A 17,015-nucleotide genomic window follows, 5' to 3' on the forward strand; every position below is an offset into this window, starting at 1 on the left:
CGCTGCGATCCCCTAGGTCCGCTGTATCACTTGGCGGTTACGGTCTGGCGGCCGCCCTTGCCTTGTCCGAGCTCGCCATCCTCACGCTTGCCCTCAATCCCGACGTCAACGGCGACTACCGCGCCTATTACATCGACCGCACGACGACGTGCCTCAACCGCGACGCGATCGGCAGCTACACGCCAGGCAGGACAATATCGTTTCGGTCCGATGGCGCCAGACAGACCGCGGCTATGAGGGTTTGCGGCTGGTCGGGTCCGGTGGCGGACGGCACCCATTCGCTGGGCGAGTCCTCGCGCCTTCGCCTGGCGCTGCCGCCCGTCCGTGGCGGCCTTCTGGCCACGCTGCAGGTGGCCGCCGTCATCCGCCCTCCCCAACTCACACAGAGGATCGTCATATCGGCAAATGGCGTAAGGCTGCATCAGGCGACAGTTTCGGGCGCGGCACCGATGACGGTGGCTTTCTTCATTCCCCAGGCAGCCCTGGCCGACACCGGCAGGCTGGAATTGTTCTTCGACTATCCCGACGGCATCGCGCAGAGCCCGGCAGCAAGCAACATATACAACCGGTCCATCAAGCTGATCTCGTTTCGGCTGGATGCGCTCTAGGCGCAAGCGACATTCACCTAGGACGGTTCGCCCCTTCGGTCGGCTCCCCGCCCGGCAAAGACCCAGCGGTCGAGCACGATAAGATTGAGCGCCGGGATGATCAGGCAGGTCAGCAGTATGGGGACGAAAAGCGGCAGGCCGAGCATCACCGTGAAGAGCTTGGGCGCAGCATAGGCGACGCCGAGGCCGGTCGCCGTCAGCAGCAGGAAACGTGGGGCTTCCGAGCGATGCGATCCGGCCGACATGAAGCTGAAGGACTTGTGCGCCAAATAGGAAAACAGTGCCGCTGCTCCATAAGCGGCGAGCGAGGCCTGCACCGGCGTGAAGCCGAGGTCCGCCCGGGCGAAGACCGCGGCCAGGACAGCGTAGAGAATTGTCGCGGCGATGCCGACCGATCCGAAGCGCGCCAGGAATTTCACGCCAGCGGTGAAGCGGTGCTCAGGCATAAGCGACACACGCGTACTGTGCTCCGAGCGGCAGGGCGGCGAGCGCGCGCTCGACTTTCCTGGCAAAGGGTCTTGCTGAAGGCAGCAACAGGAAATGCTCGGACCGGATATTTCTGAAGTCTGCTTCTCGAAACAGCGATGCCACCTTGCGGGTGCCAAGCAGGACGGCGTCCTTGTCGAACGGGCAGCGGAGCACCGCCATGCGCGTGAGCGGATTGTAGGGATTGTGCTCGATGATGCAGGCAACGCCGCCCCGCCGCAGGACACGCCTCATCTCGCGGAAAAAATTGAGCCAGGATGTGGGCGGCACATGATGGACGACACAGCTGGCGAAGGCCAGGTCGAAGGCGCCGCTCTCATAAGGCAGGCTACCGTGGGCGCAGGCGCTGTAGCCGACATGCGGATTGTCGCGCGCGGCGCGCGCCAGTGAATCCCGCGAAACATCGCAACCCTCGAGGCGATCGAAGGCGCCTTCGAGATAGGGATGGAGCGCGCCGATGCCACAACCCACGTCGAGCGCACGCACCTCCGCCCTGCCCGCGCGAAGGTACCGCTCGACGACCAGGCGCCGCAAAAGGTCGGCCTTGGCTGCGAGGAAGAAATCATGCTGAAGCCCTGAGAACCGAATCGAGCCTTCGACCACATCGCGGTAACTGGTGTTATAGCTGTCGAAGTGTTCGGACATCGGCCGCAACCCCGTTCTCTGCCTTGCGAAACGAGGTGCGCCGGTCACCGGAAGCGACGCGCACCGAGCGGCCGAAGCCGTTCAGCCTGTCGACCACGTAGAGGGGACGGCGTTTGACCTCGGCGTGGATGCTGCCGACATAAAGCCCGACAACGCCGGTCATGAAAAGGTTGATGCCGCAGAGCAGCGACACGACGACCACGGTCGACGTCCAGCCGGCGAGGACGCCCGCTTCAAAGAGCCACGCAAAGATGGCGTAAGCGCCGAAAAGGACGGCAAGGGCGGAAACGACCAATCCCGCCCAAAGCGCCAGACGCAGCGGTTTTTCCGAGAAGCTGATGATGCCGTGGACCGCAAGATGCACCATCTTCCAGAACGGGTATTTGGTCTCGCCCAGCGTGCGCGCCGGTCGCTCGAACGACACAGCCGCCTGCTTGAATCCCATCCAACCGAACATGCCTCTGACGAAGCGGTCGTGCTCGGGCATGCGCCTGAAGGTCTCCAGCGCCTTGCGGCCGACCAGGCGGAAGTCGCCGACATCGCGGGGAATCTCGACCGGCGTCATCTTCTCCAATACGCGGTAGAAGAGGCTCGCGGACATACGCTTGAACCAGGATTCGCCCTCGCGCCTGGTGCGCCTTGCATAGACGATCTCGAAGCCTTCCTTCCACTTCGCCACGAGGTCGAGCACGACCTCCGGCGGATCCTGCAGGTCGGCATCCATGACGATGATGGCCTCGCCCGCCGCCGCCTCCATGCCGGCCGTGATGGCGATCTGGTGTCCGAAGTTGCGGGAAAGCTCGATCAGCCGGAACCTCGGCTCGGCAGCGACCATGCGCCGAAGGTATTTCACGCTTCCGTCGTGGCTTCCATCGTCGACGAAGATGACCTCCGCCTCTGCGTCCAGCTGACCCACCAGCAGGCTTATTCGCTCGACCAGCCGGGGCAGCACCTCCTCCTCATTGTAGATCGGCAGCACCAATGAGTAGCGCGGGGACTGCGCGTTTGCGCGCGTCCGAATGCCGTGCATCACAGCGTCTCGCATGCGGTTGAAAATGGAACACCCGCCACAAAGTTCCCAAGGAACATCAGAAATCGCTAATTTGCCAGCCTTCTGGGATCAGCCAATGATGCAACCGGCCAGCCTGCGCCTGCGGCGCTCTAATAATAATCGCCTCGTAACACTGCCTATTACTTCATCTATCTCGCGGATCGGAACCCTCGACCAAGGCGGCGCGCATGAGGCGCTACGCCATTTCGGTCACGAGTTGCGCAGGGTCGCGTCTCGCGCATGTCGAGCTTTGCGGTGAAGATCGAAGACCCGTGCTCGGCAGGCGCCACCATGAGTACGTGCGGTAGAGGGGTCTGGTCCGAGGCCGCTTCGTAGCGCATCCATTCGAAACCTTCGAGCAGAGCTGCCCGGATTGCAGAGCGATCGCGGATCGGCGCGCCAGATCAACGCAAGGGGCATCCACCGGGGGTGGCTTGCCCCCCGACCTTCAGGTCGCGCGGGAACTTGCGTCACAGTCGAAAGTTCTTGGTGATGGCCAATCACCCAATCACGAGCGTGCTCACCTCGATCGGCACCTTAACCTCTCGTCCTGCCGCCTTCCTGGTGTTGTTGGTTTATTCCATTCTTTGGATGGTATTCGATCGGCAAAGTTTGAATTGGCATGGGGCGGCTACTCTCTTCACCTGGGCCATGACGCTGTTCATCCAGCGAGCAGAGCATCGCGACACTCAGGCAATCCACGCCAAGCTGGATGAGATGTTGCGATCAAATAGCTCGGCTTCAAACATCACCCGGATTGACGATCAGGAACTTGAGGAAATCGAAAAACATCGCGTTCGCAAACAGCAGGGAGATTGACGTGCGGCCTTCCGGTCTCGTGGCGTTTCTGGCAGGAGGGAAAGCGATCGGGTCCGACGGAAGGTTCGCACGCTTGCTCAAGTTTCTGAGCTATGTGGCCGTTGCGTTGATCGCTGTTTTGATCACGTTGCTTGTCATAAACCTGATCCCTGAACCTCGCGTCTTGCGAGCCATCGTGCCTCACCGTTTCGACGCCTCAGACCCCCAGTTTCCCACGAGCATGAGCGGGTATTCGCAAGGGCAGCTTTCCAATTCGAACGCAGTGCAAACCTTGGTCAACGGAGATGAGATCTTTCCTTCAATGTTGCAGGCGATCGGCGCGGCCAGGTCCACCATTGATATGGAGACCTATATCTACTGGTCGGGTGCCGTCGGCTACAAGTTCGCGACAGCTTTGGCCGCTAAAGCCAGAGATGGAGTTGAAGTCCGTGTGCTGGTTGACTGGGTCGGAAGCCTTCCATTCGATGAAGACCTGATCCGAATCATGACAAGAGCCGGCGTTGCGTTCGAACGCTATCGGCCCGTCTATTGGTATACGTTGGACCGGGTAAACAATCGGACGCATCGCAAATTGCTCATTGTCGATGGGCGCGTCGCATTTACCGGCGGCGTCGGCATTGCAGATAACTGGCTTGGCAACGCCCGCAACCCCAATGAATGGCGTGATACGCACTACCGGGTAGAAGGATCAGTGGTCTCTGCTTTTCAAGCGGCGTTCGCTGAAAATTGGCTGGAAACAACCGGAGAGACCCTGCAGGGTGAGAAATTCTACCTTCCACCGCAACCCGCAGGTGCGCTGAGCGCTCAGTTGATACTGTCTTCGCAGCCCAATGGCTCAGAGAACATGCAAGTGATGATGTTGGCGGCCATTGCTGCCGCCAAAGATCACTTGCGCATCGGAATGGCCTATTTCGTGCCGGACGACATCGCCCTCCAGCAGATTTTGGATGCCAGGAGGCGCGGGGTATCGGTAGACGTTATTGTGCCCAGTTCGCTGACGGATGTGCCGCTGGCTCGAAAGAGCTCGCGCTACTTCTGGGGCGACTTGCTCCGAGCAGGTGTGCGGATCTTCGAGTTTCAGCCTACCATGTATCATCCCAAGCTCTTGATCGTTGACGACGTCTGGGCAAGCTTTGGTTCTGCCAATTTGGACGAGCGCTCTTTGCGGCTAAATGACGAAGCCACGCTGAACGTCTACGGAAAGGATTTCGCAACGACGCAGATCGACTTGTTCAACCAGGATCTTCAGCGATCAAGGCAAGTCAGTTTGGACGAATGGGAAGCGCGTCCCCTGTCCGAAAAGATCACGGACTGGTTTGCCAGTCGGCTACGCTCTCAACTTTGAGGGACGTTGTGATCCTGCCCCTGCGCATATAAACATGGCCGGATGGGAAACTCGTCGGCGCCTTCTCGACCAACATCGGCACAGCGGCGCCCCCTTTGCAGGCGCGTGCGCGATTGTTCGCGCTCTACCCGCCGGTTTGGTGGAGGCGGATCGCCTTTGCTGGAACGCTACGCCGTCCTGAGCATTGCATGGGGACAGGAGATTTCCCATGCCCACTTTCCGCTTTGAGACGGTCCAATTCGGCAAGACCAGGATAGTCGAGGAAAAGCTCTCCAGCGCCGATTTGGCCAGCCCGAGAGCGCTGGAAATGGCTCACGCCGCACTCGTCGCCGAGGACCCCGCCGGCGCTGCCCAATCGGGCTCGATCATCAAGGTTTACGATGCGGCAGGCTATCTGGTGGCGACCGTCAATTTCTCCGATCTAGTGCGTGACACTTCTGGACCGCGCTCCTCCAGCAGCAAGGCACCTATCGAAGAGCCCGGTGTCATGCGTTCTGGTTGAGCAGTCTCGAAGCACCTCCCCAGTCAGCAACCCTTGCTGAGGTCGCGAGTCTGTTTTCTGCGTTCCATGCTGCGGGCGTTTCGACGAGCAACTCTCAGTTCGGGAAGTGTCGGTTGCCACCAACCCCTCGAACGTTTGTCCGCTTTTGGCGCACTGCGAGCTGGCCATGTGGCGATCAGTTCGGACAGCGTGGCCGAACGCCACCTGCCCCAGATGTAGCTCGCGTTTGCGCACGCCGCGTTTGGATAGGAGGCGGTCAAATCTTCCGCCTCGACGAGTTCACCGGACACTTCGTCGAAAATGACAATGCCATATTCTTCTGTCGCAACCGGCTTGCCAACGGGCGGTAAGTGTTCAGTTGGAAGTGGATAGCGATGACGGCGGCGTTCGGCGTTCCGCAGTTGAGCGGCCTTGTAAGCATCAGAGCTTTTGGCAGTCTCTCGTCGTCGTTTCCTTTCTTCCGGTTCCGCCTGTTGGGCGGCCTTTTCGATGCTGGGCCAACGGCGTCGTAGCTCTTCAAAAGAACGGAACGGCACTCGCCAGGCCCGCAATTCCTCGTCCCAACTGGCCCAGGGTACTGTTCGCAGTTCCTCGATAACCGTCTTCGAATACGGGGTTCGAATACGGAGGTCGTCGGACACCTCCAGGTATGCGCTTGATATTGGATCAAAGGCGAAGGCGTCGCGTCCCTTGCTGTCGCCGTGAACCGCCAGCATTGCTGCCTCTTTTCCCAGCCAACGGTCGATCCGCCCGGCGGCCGTCTTTCCAGGAACGAACCAACTCTTGCGCTCGTCGCTCCACCTCGCTCGCGGAAAAGCCTGTCGGAACCGTTCGACGGCCATCCTGTCGAAGGGAAAGCGCGCTTCGGCACCGGGAGTATGCGGCTTTTGTGGCATGGGACCAGCGTCCGATTTTTCCGCTCCCTGCGGGATCACGGTTCAATGCATTGAACGCCGGCCGAGCCAGCAGGTTCACAAACTTCAAACGATCCTGCGGCAGGAGGACAAGTGTAGCCCTACGTATGCAAGCACTCTGCGCGGTGAAACCTTCCCCACATTCGGCGGTTAACTCGGAAAGGTGAGACCATGCCGAGACGCGATGAAACAGGGACACCCCCCATGCGGCCGAGAAGACCTCGTTCTCGGCCGCTGAAAGGTGAGGAAGCAGAGGTGAAACATATTGTGGAAACCCAGAATGTGTCGCCAGCCCAGGCGCGAGAACTTGTGCGTCGGTATGGACACGATTGGCGCAAGATCGATGAAGCCGCCAAATCCTACAAGGACGAAAAATGAGCTTCCCGTTCTCGAGATGACAGTCTCATGGTCCCAGATGGTAGAGTTCGAATGACGCGCATCGCAACGTTCATCTGAATGGCGTCAACGGCCGGCTACCGTTCTTCAAGGGCGCGCTACGGCGCGATCTGGCACGCCAAAAGTGTCAAGCATCCAAACGGATTTCGTCGCCTCGCCGCTGACGTTCAGGCTCACTCTTTGACGTAAGCGCCTGGTTGGCGACCTGACTTGGGCGCCTTTGCGTCTTTCGAATGTTCCGAGATCGCAGGGCCGGCTCCAGATGTCTTTTCTGTTGCTGGGCTCGGAGTCGCCTGTTTCCCTGGATTCTGGCCGGCGGACCGATGGGAGCTGTCCCCTTGACCGGTTGGCCTCGTTAGGCCGATCCCGCCCGGCGGCTTTTTGTTGCCCGCCGCCTCTTGCTCGAAATCATCCGATGGATCGGCGTCTTTCGACGCCGGATATTTCCTGGCACCCGTCTCGCGACGGTTTTCATCGCCTGTCATAGCTCATTGCTCCTGAAGATCATGAGGATCAACCCACTGATCAGCGGCAAGTTCCCTCATGCCGACTTACGAGTTGCCTTTGCCTTGGAGCCTTCTTTGATGCCTTCCTTGGCAAGGCTCTTGCGCAGCACCGACGCGAGGTCGACGATGTTCTCTTTAGGCCTTGGTGCCGGTTTCGGCGGCTTCTTGCCCTTGCGCTTTGCGTCGATCATTGCAACGAGCGCATCCTCGTAGGTGTCCTCGAATTTCGATGGATCGAATTTGGTCACCTTCTTGTCGATCAGCAGGCCGGCGATCTCGAGCAGGTCCTGATCATACTTAGGACTCTTCAGATCGTCGAAGACGGTCTTTTCCGGGATCATTTCGTCATGGGTGCGCAGCTCGGTGAGCAGCATGCCTTTGCCGAAGGGTTGAATCACCACTTCCCGCCCGCGCTGGTAAAGCACCACACAGGATCTGGCCGCTACGCGCTTTTTTGCCATGGCCTCTCGCAGCACCGAAAACGCTTCGACAGCCGCGCCATCGGCAGGGATGACGTAGTAAGGTTTTTCCAAATAACGCGTGTCGATGTCGTCGAGAGCGACGAATTCCTCGACCTCCAGGGTGTGGGCGGACGTCAGCTTGAGCTTTTTGATGTCGTCGGGCGGAACTTCGATGAATTCCCCCTTTTCGACCTCGTATCCCTTCGTCTGGTCTTCTGCCTCGACGATGTCGCCGGTCTCCTCATCGACGTAGGCGCTCTTTACCGGAAGACCGTCCTTCCTGTTCAGAATCTTGAAATGGATTTTCGAGGCTTCACTGGTCGCGCCGACCAGCTTCACGCCACAGGAGACCGAACCAACTTTCAGGAAGCCTTTCCAAACTGCCCGCGGCGCCGTCATGGTCGTTGCCTCGCTTTTCTGGAGTTCTACCGAAATACTCAGGAGCTGGAGATGTTCCAAACGGCAGGTTCGACTTGGCAGTCTCGCGAGGACATCGAGCGAAACGCGGAGATGAACCCGTGTGCCGACAATTCATCAGCGGACTCAGCTCAGCAGCCTTCTGCCTTCAGGGATCGCACCATGCGGACCACAACCGGATCGTAGGGGACTTTTTCGGATTTGCTGTAGTTGATGGTGAAGAGCGCGGCACGGTCATCGCAGACGGCAATGGCACGGACATATCGGATTTGGCCATTGTTGATGCCCGAGTAACTGGCCCATCGGGGCGTGACGCGTCGATACGTCAGCTTCCAGCCGGCCTTTTCGTCCTCGACCATGCGATGCTTGATCTCGGCCCGAAAACTGGCCTTGCCGAGCCTCGCACCCCACACGGCGAGGAAGGCTTCGTTTGCGCCCCGAAAAGCCGCGCCCTGGTCCGAACGTTGGGTCAAGACAAAGCCCGGCGGGACATCGAATGTGAATCCAAACTGCCTGACGCCGAAAGGCTGCCACGCTTGCGCCTGAAGAAGCGTGCTGAAAAATAGGATCGATACGAGGCTCAGCAGAAAACGTGTCATTGGCGTGATTTAGCGCTTCCTCAGATAGCATCCAGACTGAACAAGGCCGCCGACAAAGAAAAAGAACTGCCAATTTTGCGCGCCGCGGAGGGCTTGCACATAAGAGCATCGTCGATCCGCTGATATCGCCGCAATGCGATCATTGCCGATCGACGCACGCGCTTCATGAGACGCTGTTGAAGACGGTTCGGGATCTCTCAGGGTTGAGCGATAGCCCGGTCTGCTTTTCATCTTGTGACACAGGATTCGGGCAGGCCGGGCCATACACCAGCATTGAGGGTTGCCGGAGCCCGTTACACTGCGCGTTGTCTGGCCACGTCGCAAGGTATGCCTTTGAGGAGGGTGGCCCCGCGCTCGCCTAAGCCGGCTAGAATCCATGAGGAAGTGACCACCGCCTTGGCTTGGATGGTCAGCGGCAATCACGGCTGCGGCGGAGCGCTCGCCTAGGCTGCCGGGAGGTCACCCATGCTGTCCAAACCCTTCGAAAAGTCGGCCCGCGTTTGGGTCGTACTGGGCTTTCCCCGTCAACTCAACACGGTCGCCAGCGATTCGTGCGGCAACAGCCCGGAACAGAAAGCGGCTGTTCGCGCTTGCAAGGCCGCGTTGGTGGGAGATGTCGATTCTGAACCGGCGAGAGGCATTTTCGTTGCCTTTGCCCATCTTTAATGAGGCAGAGACGGCCCACGCCGCCTCATTCCCAACCTCCTCGCGAAAATCCCGCAGTGAGGCATGCCGCAGGTCTTCCTCGCCGCGCAAAGCTTCATACGGCCGATCAGCTGCGTCGCCGCCGCTTCGTACCCTTGGGCGGGGTCGTGCTCCTTGACGCGCTGCCCCAGCCTTTCCGTTCGCGCCCTTTTTCAAGGCGATGAAGCCGCTCCCGACATAGCGCCCGGTGCTGCGCTCGGCCATTAGGGGGCGAATGCTGAAACCGGAACCGGGCCCTTAGGCAACGCGTTCATCCGCAGTTGTGTAGGTCCAGTGATGAGTGAGCTTATCAGAGTTATCTGGGAAGAGGTGGCGGATCTGCTCCCAGCGCTGACCAATCGGAAAAGAAGCCAAGCCGATGCCATACCGGTCGATGCTCCAGACTTCCCACATGACCTCGAGCCGGTGATCCGGTCGCCTTTAAGTGCGGGACCAACCCAATAAGTGGCCGGGCTGTCGTAGGTCAATCATTTCGATACCAATCACGAAATATTTCCGCCGGAACAGAGCGCGATGGCCGCAGTTGAGTATGGTTAGGAAAATCTTACCAAGACAGGAGAATGACATGGCCAATCAAGGCGGAAGTCGCAAACAGCATGAGAAGACAGGACAGAGCCGGAAATCCGCCGACGATCAGGATCAGCGTCGCGGCAGCGGTCAGCAGCAGGCCGACGACAAGCAACGCGGCGGCCAACAGCGCGGCGGCGGCAACTTTGCTGACGACCGCGAGAAGGCTTCGGAAGCCGGTCGCAAAGGTGGTCAGTCCTGATAGAGGAAGCGGCGCTCTGAGGCGCCGCTTTTCTTAGTCATTCAGAAGGAGAAAGCGCGATGCCGATGAAATCGGAAAAGGGATTGGAAACGCTGTTCGTGGAGGGCCTGAAGGATCTCTACTACGCGGAAAAAAAGATTCTGAAGACATTGCCGAAGCTCGCAAAGGCAGCGGAATCCGAGCAGGTGAGTGCTGCCTTCGAGAAACACCGGATGGAAACAGAACGCCAGGTAGAACGGCTCGAACAGGTTTTCGAGCAACTTGGCAAACCTGCCAGAGGCAAGACGTGCCCCGCCATCGACGGCATTCTCGAAGAGGGCTCGGAGGTGCTCGAAGAGTATAAGGGGGCGCCTGCCCTCGATGCGGGCCTTGTAGGCGCCGCACAGGCGGTCGAGCACTATGAGATTGCCCGCTACGGGACCCTCATCGCCTGGGCGGAGCAACTCGGCATGAAGGATGCCATCCCGCTGTTGCGCGAAACCCTCAAAGAAGAGACGGCGACCGACGAAGCGCTCAGCGCTTTGGGCGAGAGCGACGCCAACGAGCGCGCCCTGCAAGCGGCCTGATCAGCTCTCAACAAGCGGCTCCGGTGCTTGTCCGGAGCCGCATGGTGCTACGATGACTATACCGATGCAATCCAACTTCCATGTAGAACAACCAGCCGATGCGATGGTACCAGTCGCATCGGTGACCGAAGCCGTCTCTGAACGTCGACGATGTATAATGATCCTGCAGCAACGAGCGCGCGCCTTTGAACGGCTAAACCTGTTCAATGTTTCACGGGCTCTGTCGTCAGTTGCTGAAGAGATCCGGGGGAGCGACGATGATGAAAGCGTTCGCGAATGGGACGAACGACGGCAGACCCCCGACTTCGTAAAATGACCAAGCTTTCTGATCTTGAGCGGCGGTTTGCCGGCGCGCGACCTGAGCGCCGGCGATCATTTCCACAAATGTCCCGTCTGGGGTCAAGCAGTGGACTGGCGCGACTTGCGACAGGTTGTCTGGCATGAGCAGCCCAGACACCGGCGCATGGATTTCGACTCCTAGGTGCTAGTCGGCCGTCTTTGGGTTTTCCTCACAGGCTGCCGCACAGTGGCTTGTTTGCTTCGCGCAAATCCTTCAACCTCTTAGTCCCTCTCAGCGCGCGCGGCTGCTTCCATTTGGATGATTTCACGCGCTGCCCTACTCGTTCGCTCCATTCGTTGGTCTAGTTCTGAATGGGTCTTGGCCGTCAATCGCCATCTCAGTCGGCCCCCGGCCGCGTCATATTGGATGAAGCCCGCACCGGAGGGGACCGAGGCGGGCTCCATTCGGCTAGCTTTCCGGGCGGCGCCACGGAGTTGTGATCTGGAATGCACCGCCAACCATGAAAACTGAGAGGTGGCCGCATTGTTCCAGCGGCATGAAAAAGCCCGCGCTACGGAGGACCGATAACGCGGGCCGCGGCTGATGTTTTTGCCCCACCAGCCTACGCCGAACTCCAAGCAGCCTCATCCGACGCAAGGACCTAACTAATTCAAAGCCGCTAATGTTCCGGCCGCGCCCCGGAATCTTCGGAACAAGACCTCAGCCCCACTTGGGATGCGGTGCAGCGGCCGGGAACCAGCCCTTGTGAAGGCACGTTGCTGAGAGATGATTTTACTGAGGTTCGCATCCAATGGCAAAACACCTGTCTCGCGCCCCGGAGCAACGCGGCACCGGAAATATCCTGATGTGGGGTGCCATGATAGCCGCGATGCTTTTTGTCGCCCTCTTGATTATTCTCACTTTCGGGCCGTCCGCGGCGGGATCGTAGTGCACGCGGGGAAATCTGCAGCGTGAGCACGTGGCCCTGTTGGCCGCCTGCCTTACTCCATTCACCTGGAGCAAATGCTGTCGGCCTGTTTGAAAGCTATATGCCGGCACCGCCTGCTGAATCGTCTGCAACGTCAGAGGGTTCGCCACCCAATCGGCAGAGTTGTTAGCCACGATTGTGGATTGCCCGTTCGTGGCGGTGGCCTGACCGCGCCAGATACCTTGGTTATCTTTAGGTCGGCCACGTTCGAATACCCGGCGCTTTCGATCCGGGCTTTGGCATGGTCCTCCGTGAAGCTGTTGGCACCAGGCACGGGAGACGCTGTCGACGGGGTGCTCGATGTCTTTATCGGCCGTCGGGGTTGTCCCGCCCCAGCCGCGGAATGTCGATCATCTCCTTTTGCATTTTCAGCGTGGGGAGCGTTTCTTGGGCGAATGTCTTGAGTGCAGCGTTGTCGTCGTCTGCCGCGTAAGAGACTGATATCGGCCGAGGAGACTCCGAACGCATCCAATTCGCCGTTCCCGTGGGGATTTTCATTTTTCTCTCCATCGCGTTCATTGGGTGCCGGCAAACACGCTGCCTGATAATCCAGAGCGGCTATCGGGGGAGCCGGGGCTCTTTTGACGGGTCTTGGCATAATGACCATCCCAGGGATGGCCCCTGTAGTTGCAGCTGGATGGCTCGTCGCCACAGCAGCCGGCGCGGTAGCGGCGCCGCAGTTGGGGAGCGGCCGGCGGGATCATGGCGCGCTCACCGAATCCGGAGTGCCAGAGCGGGATGCTCACGTCTGCGCCGAAGACATCAGACGCGGCGGAACACTTGTGACTGCCAAAGTCAGGATGAACTCCGTTCCGGAAGCCGAGCGCATCCTCGGGCAGGACGGTTCGGTTGACGTGTCTGAACGCCGTCAGGAGTATGAGGCCAGCGGATGGAGCGAATTCAACCAGATGCGCCTGCATACGGGCCGGATGAAGTCGAATGCGAAAGCGTGCTGCGCGGCCTTAGGCCGCTTGCCAGGAGCTACCTCGGTGACGAAAGGGGCAGTCATAGAGAAGGCGAAGTTGCCCGCTGACCAAGCGCCGGCGGGGCAATGCTATGTGCAATCAGAAGGCGCTTTGCCCCGTACGGCACGAACGGGGCGACGTCGTGGAGCTAGCCTTTTTCGTTATAGGGCTGCTTGAGCTCGGCCACCATTCTGGCAAGTTCGGAGAATGGCGGAATCTCTGTTTCCGACTGAGCCAAGTTAGCCAACTGAAGCAATCTCAGCGGAAAACACACAGCATCGCGATTTGACGGGGACATATCCTCGTAAAGCCGTGCGTCGTCCAACAGCGAATCCTCGGCATGTTGTAAGGCCCGGTCAATTTCGTCGATCGAAAGAACCCCCTTGTGAACCAGCAGATTGTTGATTGACGCTAGGGACATAAGAAGGCCTTCAAGTTGCAAGTTGGCGACGTTCATCAGCTTATCCTCCCTAGATCGCCGAAGGACCTCAAGGAGAAAACAGGGTTCATGGATGAGATGTTCCGGGGAAAGCGAATTAATTTCGGCTGGCATTACGTGGGTCGAAAGTGAGCAACATCCCAGCCTCCCTTGCCGCAGCTTCGAAGGCTTGGCGTATGACCTGCGGATCAATCGGATCGCCCTCCAGAGCTGACAGGCAAAGGATCATTGCCTTGTGCCATCCGGGGCCCCGCTTCGGCCATTTGACGAGTTGCTCGGCCGCTTCCTGGACGTGGCCGACTTCACAAGGCCTGTCCGCCGGGGCGGCTCTCACATAGACCGGAGAATAGAAGCGCCGCCTTGCCAGCCGGTCATCGCGCTTATCGGCCCTGCCGGGGCGCAGCGGGCTCACATCGGGGGCGGAGATTCAACCCCGCGAATTTCTTGCGCGACCGCCTTCAGCGCCCTGGCTACCGGGATGATTTTCTTTCGCTCAAAATGTAAGGCCTGCAGGTCGACTATGTCGGCGCAGCGCTTGCGTTCCACCCCGGCTCCTACCGCGGCTGGCTGAATTTGTGTCGCTTCCATGGTGACGCTCTTCCTTCTAGAAACCCTCAGGAAACAAACTCGGCAAGCGCGCAAAAGTTGCCGGAAATCGCGATCCTGATCGGTGGGAACTGGTGCCCTAAACCAACGTTGGTTGCGCATCATCATCCAAGGTTTGTGTCATGGAAAAGTGGTTCAATCGAATGGCGGAAGCAGTCGCTCACGCAACAGGTAGGCCGTGGGCGTTCGCTCTTTGCTTGGGATCGGTTTTGACCTGGGCGGCAACTGGCCCTGTGTTTCACTACTCCGAGACCTGGCAACTGGTCATCAACACCGGAACCACCATCGTCACCTTTCTGATGGTGTTCCTGATTCAGAACACACAGAACCGCGATGGCGCCGCCATCCAGGCAAAGCTCGATGAGTTGATCCGCTCCGGCCAGGGCAAGAACGCCTTTATCGGCATCGAACATCTGACGGAGCAAGAGGTCGAAGAGTTTCGCGCAGCGTGCGCCCGGGCGAAAGAAAGGTCACGAGATGTGTAGACTGCGCGTGTCGAAGACGGGTGACTCGCAGTTCTTCTCCGCGTTATCCGTGGGGCCATGCACCCGCACTATGGAGGAGCTGGAATTTCATCTCGGGATGCACATTGAGCTGCAGGCGTGCGCATCAGCTCGGAGTAGCCGGTGGCCACATGCACTGGACAAGCGGACTTCATCCTATGCAACTGGTTCGGACTGAAGTCGGCGAGGTCATCGGACAGAATGGGCAGCCGTCAGTCTTCCCGCAGCGTGGGTCGTTTGGAGGAAGCGCATGGACCGCAGTGAGGGCAACGATGGCGTCCCGCCCCTTCGTGGCGACCGCGGACTCCCAAGACGAACACAAACTATCATCCACGCAGACCTTGACCAATTTCGGATAGGCGGTACCGCAAAGACATCGACGGCGACCGAACGCAGAACGCTTTCTGTCACGCTTCCCAGAAGTACCTTGATGATGCCCGAACGGCCATGCTACCGACCACCGAAGAAGCGTCGGTCGGGTCTCAGGCGTGTAAGGTTGGTTCGCCCGAATAGGTGCTGTTCTGGGACCGCCAAGGTCTCCACCCAGGTCAGCAGAATGCGAAACATGTTGTGGTCGTGTTTGACGAGTGCGCGCAACCCACGTCCACGAGAGCTTGGGCGATGGAGCCGGCGCTGGTGGTGAGCATGATGTTCACGCAGATGGCTTCCACGGTCACGCGGCGGACCATCACGGGCAGGTGCAGCCCGCGAATTCGCCATGGCGTCAGCTCGACGATGATGTTCACGAGTTCGGTGGCGCCGGGTGCCGATGATCGAGAACCCTCCCCTTCTAAGATCCATGTAGCCGAACATCCAGGCAATGCAGATCACTATCATCGCGATGGTGGCCAGCAGCTTGGCGATGTTGCCGGTCGGCAGGTCGACGATGTTGTGCAGGCCGGCGCTTGCGCGAATGCGCAACGGTAGGACCACGCGGATGCCGCCTGATCGACGCGTGGGTGTCTCTCTGCTCGTCGACAGCGGCAGGCTCACCGTCCCCTCCCGTGCCTCGGGATCGTCCGCCAAGCGCTGACGGCCTCCTCGGGCTAAGTGCTCGTATTCGGTTGATGGCGCTTCAGAACCCGAACGTGCAACTGTCGATTAGGTGAGCGGACCAAGCCTAGCCTGAAGCGATGGCGACTTGTTGATGGACTTCTTGATCCGTTCGCGCCAGCGCTTTCCTCGTGACAGAGCATCCTCAAGGGCTTCCTGCAGATCATCGGGCCTGTCCAAGGCCAGAACGGTGATTAGAAATTCGGCCTGTAGCCGGTCCTTCAGCGCCTTGAGGCTGTCTGGCCCATCAAGTCGCCGGTCCGCGACTATGAGCTTGTGGATCGCGAAGCGTTCCGGTCGAGGTATCTGGATGAGAACGCCGTCGCGATATGTGACCGCGGCCAGGATTGGCTCCGCAAGCAGATAGTTCAGGTGATGCAGCGATTGGGCATGGACACCCAGAGCAGGCAATGGCCGCAAGGGCTCGTCTTCGGTAAAGGATGGTGTAAGAAATTCGACTAGCGTCTCGTTACGCGTTTGCCTCCAGCGCCAGGCTTTGACGGGGTCCAGCGCTGGCGCCGGTTCAAATGAGAAATCTCTCAGAACATTATCGAGCGGCCTCGATACGTTATCTTCAAGCGCAATGGAAAGGCGCTCGAAGCTCGCAATGTCGATATCGCTCGTCTGAGCTGTCTGGTCGAAGCTGAAGCGAACGCCAAGTTCACCCTCGTAGAGCCGGAATGCCTGCGTCCCAACGACGGTTCCGCCAAGGCGAAATACGCCGGCTGAGGCCAATGCGTGCAGAAGGCTGCCTGTAGCTGCATCGATCCCAAGAAACCCTTCGGCGCGCAACAGACGGACCAGCCGGGCACGGTTGCGCCTGCGATTTTCACGGCCCTCTCGGAGCGCGCCGATGCGCTGCATTCGGGCGCGTAGTGCTTCGCTGTCTTCCCCAATATAAGTCTTTTTGACGTCGGAGCCGACACGATAGGAATCATACCAGTAGGTTCGGCGCCCGCGCTCTACGCGGGTCGGCGTTCCACGGATTTCCGCGATCGCCTCATCGCGCAAGGACGCAAGTAGATCATGATAGGCTGAGTGGGCAATGGGCGAGTGGCGATCGAACATGGGATGCTCAACAAAAATTAGCTTGTTGAACATACGTCGTGTTCAACGAAAGTGCAAATCGTTGAACAGACGGCCCGTTGTTCCGACGCCGGTGGATCTGCGCGCGCGGCCACGGGCGGCCCGCCCGTTGTTGCCTCGATCGCGTTTGGCGCGATGGGCGTCTCGGCGTACCACGGATCGCCCATTGTGCCGAAGCCCAACATTCCTTGACATCGGGTATTTATCCGAAATTATGTAGGAAAGAAGGATCGCAAGCATGACGGGAATCACGCTTTCGGGCGTATCAAAGCACTTCGGCGCCGTCGAAGTGATCCGTGACGTGAG

22 protein-coding genes and 4 pseudogenes are annotated in these 17,015 nt (G+C 59.3%); 11 read left to right on the forward strand and 15 right to left on the reverse strand.

Going from position 1 to position 17,015, the window contains the following annotated elements:
* Nucleotides 1-62: 62 nt before the first annotated feature.
* Nucleotides 63-608 carry a hypothetical protein gene (locus EN857_RS16615; RefSeq protein ID WP_245493403.1) on the forward strand — a complete coding sequence of 182 codons (546 nt, stop codon included), beginning with the start codon at nucleotides 63-65 and terminating at the stop codon, nucleotides 606-608.
* Between the two features lie 17 nt (nucleotides 609-625).
* Here EN857_RS16615 and EN857_RS16620 read toward each other — a convergent pair whose 3' ends face one another.
* The 3 genes from EN857_RS16620 to EN857_RS16630 are packed head-to-tail and all read right to left on the reverse strand — an operon-like array spanning nucleotide 626 to nucleotide 2,769.
* Nucleotides 626-1,054, reverse strand: a complete 429-nt coding sequence (locus EN857_RS16620) for a GtrA family protein (RefSeq protein ID WP_127393275.1) — start codon at nucleotides 1,052-1,054, stop codon at nucleotides 626-628.
* The gene (locus EN857_RS16625; RefSeq protein ID WP_127393274.1) at nucleotides 1,047-1,739 is read right to left on the reverse strand and encodes a class I SAM-dependent methyltransferase; all 693 of its coding nucleotides are present in this window, start codon (nucleotides 1,737-1,739) and stop codon (nucleotides 1,047-1,049) included. Before EN857_RS16625 ends, EN857_RS16620 begins: the two co-directional genes overlap by 8 nt.
* On the reverse strand, nucleotides 1,714-2,769 hold the full coding sequence (locus EN857_RS16630; RefSeq protein ID WP_187331245.1) for a glycosyltransferase family 2 protein: 1,056 nt from the start codon (nucleotides 2,767-2,769) through the stop codon (nucleotides 1,714-1,716). Before EN857_RS16630 ends, EN857_RS16625 begins: the two co-directional genes overlap by 26 nt.
* A 513-nt stretch (nucleotides 2,770-3,282) precedes the next feature.
* On the opposite strand from EN857_RS16630, the gene EN857_RS16635 reads away from it, so the two are divergent.
* From EN857_RS16635 to EN857_RS16645, 3 genes are all read left to right on the forward strand, one after another.
* Nucleotides 3,283-3,609: a low affinity iron permease family protein gene (locus EN857_RS16635; protein WP_127393272.1), complete on the forward strand. Its 327-nt coding sequence runs from the start codon at nucleotides 3,283-3,285 to the stop codon at nucleotides 3,607-3,609.
* 73 nt (nucleotides 3,610-3,682) lie between these two features.
* A complete protein-coding gene (locus EN857_RS16640; RefSeq protein WP_245493404.1) occupies nucleotides 3,683-4,954 on the forward strand; it encodes a phospholipase D-like domain-containing protein in 1,272 nt (423 codons plus the stop codon).
* Nucleotides 4,955-5,162: 208 nt separating this feature from the next.
* Entirely contained in the window at nucleotides 5,163-5,456 is a 294-nt protein-coding gene (locus EN857_RS16645) for a hypothetical protein (protein WP_127393270.1), read from the forward strand.
* A gap of 23 nt (nucleotides 5,457-5,479) precedes the next feature.
* Here EN857_RS16645 and EN857_RS16650 read toward each other — a convergent pair whose 3' ends face one another.
* The gene (locus EN857_RS16650; protein ID WP_135858884.1) at nucleotides 5,480-6,352 is read right to left on the reverse strand and encodes a hypothetical protein; all 873 of its coding nucleotides are present in this window, start codon (nucleotides 6,350-6,352) and stop codon (nucleotides 5,480-5,482) included.
* 273 nt (nucleotides 6,353-6,625) lie between these two features.
* Between EN857_RS16650 and EN857_RS36195 the strand changes: the two genes are divergently transcribed.
* Nucleotides 6,626-6,748, forward strand: coding sequence for a hypothetical protein (locus EN857_RS36195; protein WP_281033857.1), 123 nt, complete (start codon nucleotides 6,626-6,628; stop codon nucleotides 6,746-6,748).
* 559 nt (nucleotides 6,749-7,307) lie between these two features.
* Here EN857_RS36195 and EN857_RS16660 read toward each other — a convergent pair.
* Entirely contained in the window at nucleotides 7,308-8,132 is an 825-nt protein-coding gene (locus tag EN857_RS16660) for a Ku protein (protein ID WP_127393802.1), read from the reverse strand.
* Between the two features lie 149 nt (nucleotides 8,133-8,281).
* Nucleotides 8,282-8,749, reverse strand: coding sequence for a hypothetical protein (locus EN857_RS16665; protein WP_127393801.1), 468 nt, complete (start codon nucleotides 8,747-8,749; stop codon nucleotides 8,282-8,284).
* A gap of 465 nt (nucleotides 8,750-9,214) precedes the next feature.
* Here EN857_RS16665 and EN857_RS16670 point away from each other — a divergent pair, with 465 nt between their 5' ends.
* The 4 genes from EN857_RS16670 to EN857_RS34790 all read left to right on the forward strand — a co-directional run bounded on the left by EN857_RS16670 (nucleotide 9,215) and on the right by EN857_RS34790 (nucleotide 11,105).
* Nucleotides 9,215-9,415 carry a DUF982 domain-containing protein gene (locus tag EN857_RS16670; protein ID WP_127393800.1) on the forward strand — a complete coding sequence of 67 codons (201 nt, stop codon included), beginning with the start codon at nucleotides 9,215-9,217 and terminating at the stop codon, nucleotides 9,413-9,415.
* A 604-nt stretch (nucleotides 9,416-10,019) separates the two neighbouring features.
* The gene (locus EN857_RS16680) at nucleotides 10,020-10,223 is read left to right on the forward strand and encodes a KGG domain-containing protein (protein WP_127393799.1); all 204 of its coding nucleotides are present in this window, start codon (nucleotides 10,020-10,022) and stop codon (nucleotides 10,221-10,223) included.
* Between the two features lie 59 nt (nucleotides 10,224-10,282).
* The gene (locus EN857_RS16685; RefSeq protein ID WP_127308749.1) at nucleotides 10,283-10,789 is read left to right on the forward strand and encodes a ferritin-like domain-containing protein; all 507 of its coding nucleotides are present in this window, start codon (nucleotides 10,283-10,285) and stop codon (nucleotides 10,787-10,789) included.
* Nucleotides 10,790-10,946: 157 nt separating this feature from the next.
* Nucleotides 10,947-11,105 (forward strand): hypothetical protein, encoded by a 159-nt coding sequence (locus EN857_RS34790; RefSeq protein WP_187331246.1) that lies wholly within the window; start codon nucleotides 10,947-10,949, stop codon nucleotides 11,103-11,105.
* A 1,258-nt stretch (nucleotides 11,106-12,363) separates the two neighbouring features.
* Here the strand turns inward: EN857_RS34790 and EN857_RS16690 are convergent.
* On the reverse strand, nucleotides 12,364-12,555 hold the full coding sequence (locus tag EN857_RS16690; protein WP_127390859.1) for a hypothetical protein: 192 nt from the start codon (nucleotides 12,553-12,555) through the stop codon (nucleotides 12,364-12,366).
* 56 nt (nucleotides 12,556-12,611) lie between these two features.
* On the opposite strand from EN857_RS16690, the pseudogene EN857_RS35770 reads away from it, so the two are divergent.
* A pseudogene (locus tag EN857_RS35770) lies at nucleotides 12,612-13,090 on the forward strand (hypothetical protein); the annotation flags it as partial.
* A gap of 80 nt (nucleotides 13,091-13,170) precedes the next feature.
* Here EN857_RS35770 and EN857_RS16695 read toward each other — a convergent pair.
* From EN857_RS16695 to EN857_RS16705, 3 genes are all read right to left on the reverse strand, one after another.
* Nucleotides 13,171-13,479, reverse strand: coding sequence for a hypothetical protein (locus EN857_RS16695; protein ID WP_127390860.1), 309 nt, complete (start codon nucleotides 13,477-13,479; stop codon nucleotides 13,171-13,173).
* 79 nt (nucleotides 13,480-13,558) lie between these two features.
* Nucleotides 13,559-13,873 carry a DUF982 domain-containing protein gene (locus EN857_RS16700; RefSeq protein WP_348630791.1) on the reverse strand — a complete coding sequence of 105 codons (315 nt, stop codon included), beginning with the start codon at nucleotides 13,871-13,873 and terminating at the stop codon, nucleotides 13,559-13,561.
* Entirely contained in the window at nucleotides 13,870-14,049 is a 180-nt protein-coding gene (locus tag EN857_RS16705) for a hypothetical protein (RefSeq protein WP_127390861.1), read from the reverse strand. The genes EN857_RS16700 and EN857_RS16705 overlap by 4 nt, the downstream gene beginning before the upstream one ends.
* Nucleotides 14,050-14,189: 140 nt before the next feature.
* Between EN857_RS16705 and EN857_RS16710 the strand changes: the two genes are divergently transcribed.
* Nucleotides 14,190-14,552 carry a low affinity iron permease family protein gene (locus EN857_RS16710; protein ID WP_127390862.1) on the forward strand — a complete coding sequence of 121 codons (363 nt, stop codon included), beginning with the start codon at nucleotides 14,190-14,192 and terminating at the stop codon, nucleotides 14,550-14,552.
* A gap of 207 nt (nucleotides 14,553-14,759) precedes the next feature.
* On the opposite strand, the pseudogene EN857_RS36335 reads toward EN857_RS16710, so the two are convergent.
* From EN857_RS36335 to EN857_RS35250, 5 genes and pseudogenes are all read right to left on the reverse strand, one after another.
* A pseudogene (locus EN857_RS36335) lies at nucleotides 14,760-15,008 on the reverse strand (hypothetical protein); the annotation flags it as partial.
* A 12-nt stretch (nucleotides 15,009-15,020) separates the two neighbouring features.
* Nucleotides 15,021-15,259, reverse strand: a pseudogene (locus EN857_RS34795) (hypothetical protein).
* A gap of 42 nt (nucleotides 15,260-15,301) precedes the next feature.
* A pseudogene (locus EN857_RS35775) lies at nucleotides 15,302-15,467 on the reverse strand (TrbC/VirB2 family protein); the annotation flags it as partial.
* Nucleotides 15,468-15,671: 204 nt separating this feature from the next.
* Nucleotides 15,672-16,724, reverse strand: a complete 1,053-nt coding sequence (locus EN857_RS16725) for a GSU2403 family nucleotidyltransferase fold protein (protein ID WP_245493425.1) — start codon at nucleotides 16,722-16,724, stop codon at nucleotides 15,672-15,674.
* A gap of 9 nt (nucleotides 16,725-16,733) precedes the next feature.
* Nucleotides 16,734-17,015: hypothetical protein (locus tag EN857_RS35250; RefSeq protein ID WP_210235144.1), on the reverse strand; the 282-nt coding region annotated here is incomplete at its 5' end.

Source organism: Mesorhizobium sp. M4B.F.Ca.ET.214.01.1.1, assembly GCF_004791545.1.
Classification (GTDB): domain Bacteria; phylum Pseudomonadota; class Alphaproteobacteria; order Rhizobiales; family Rhizobiaceae; genus Mesorhizobium; species Mesorhizobium abyssinicae.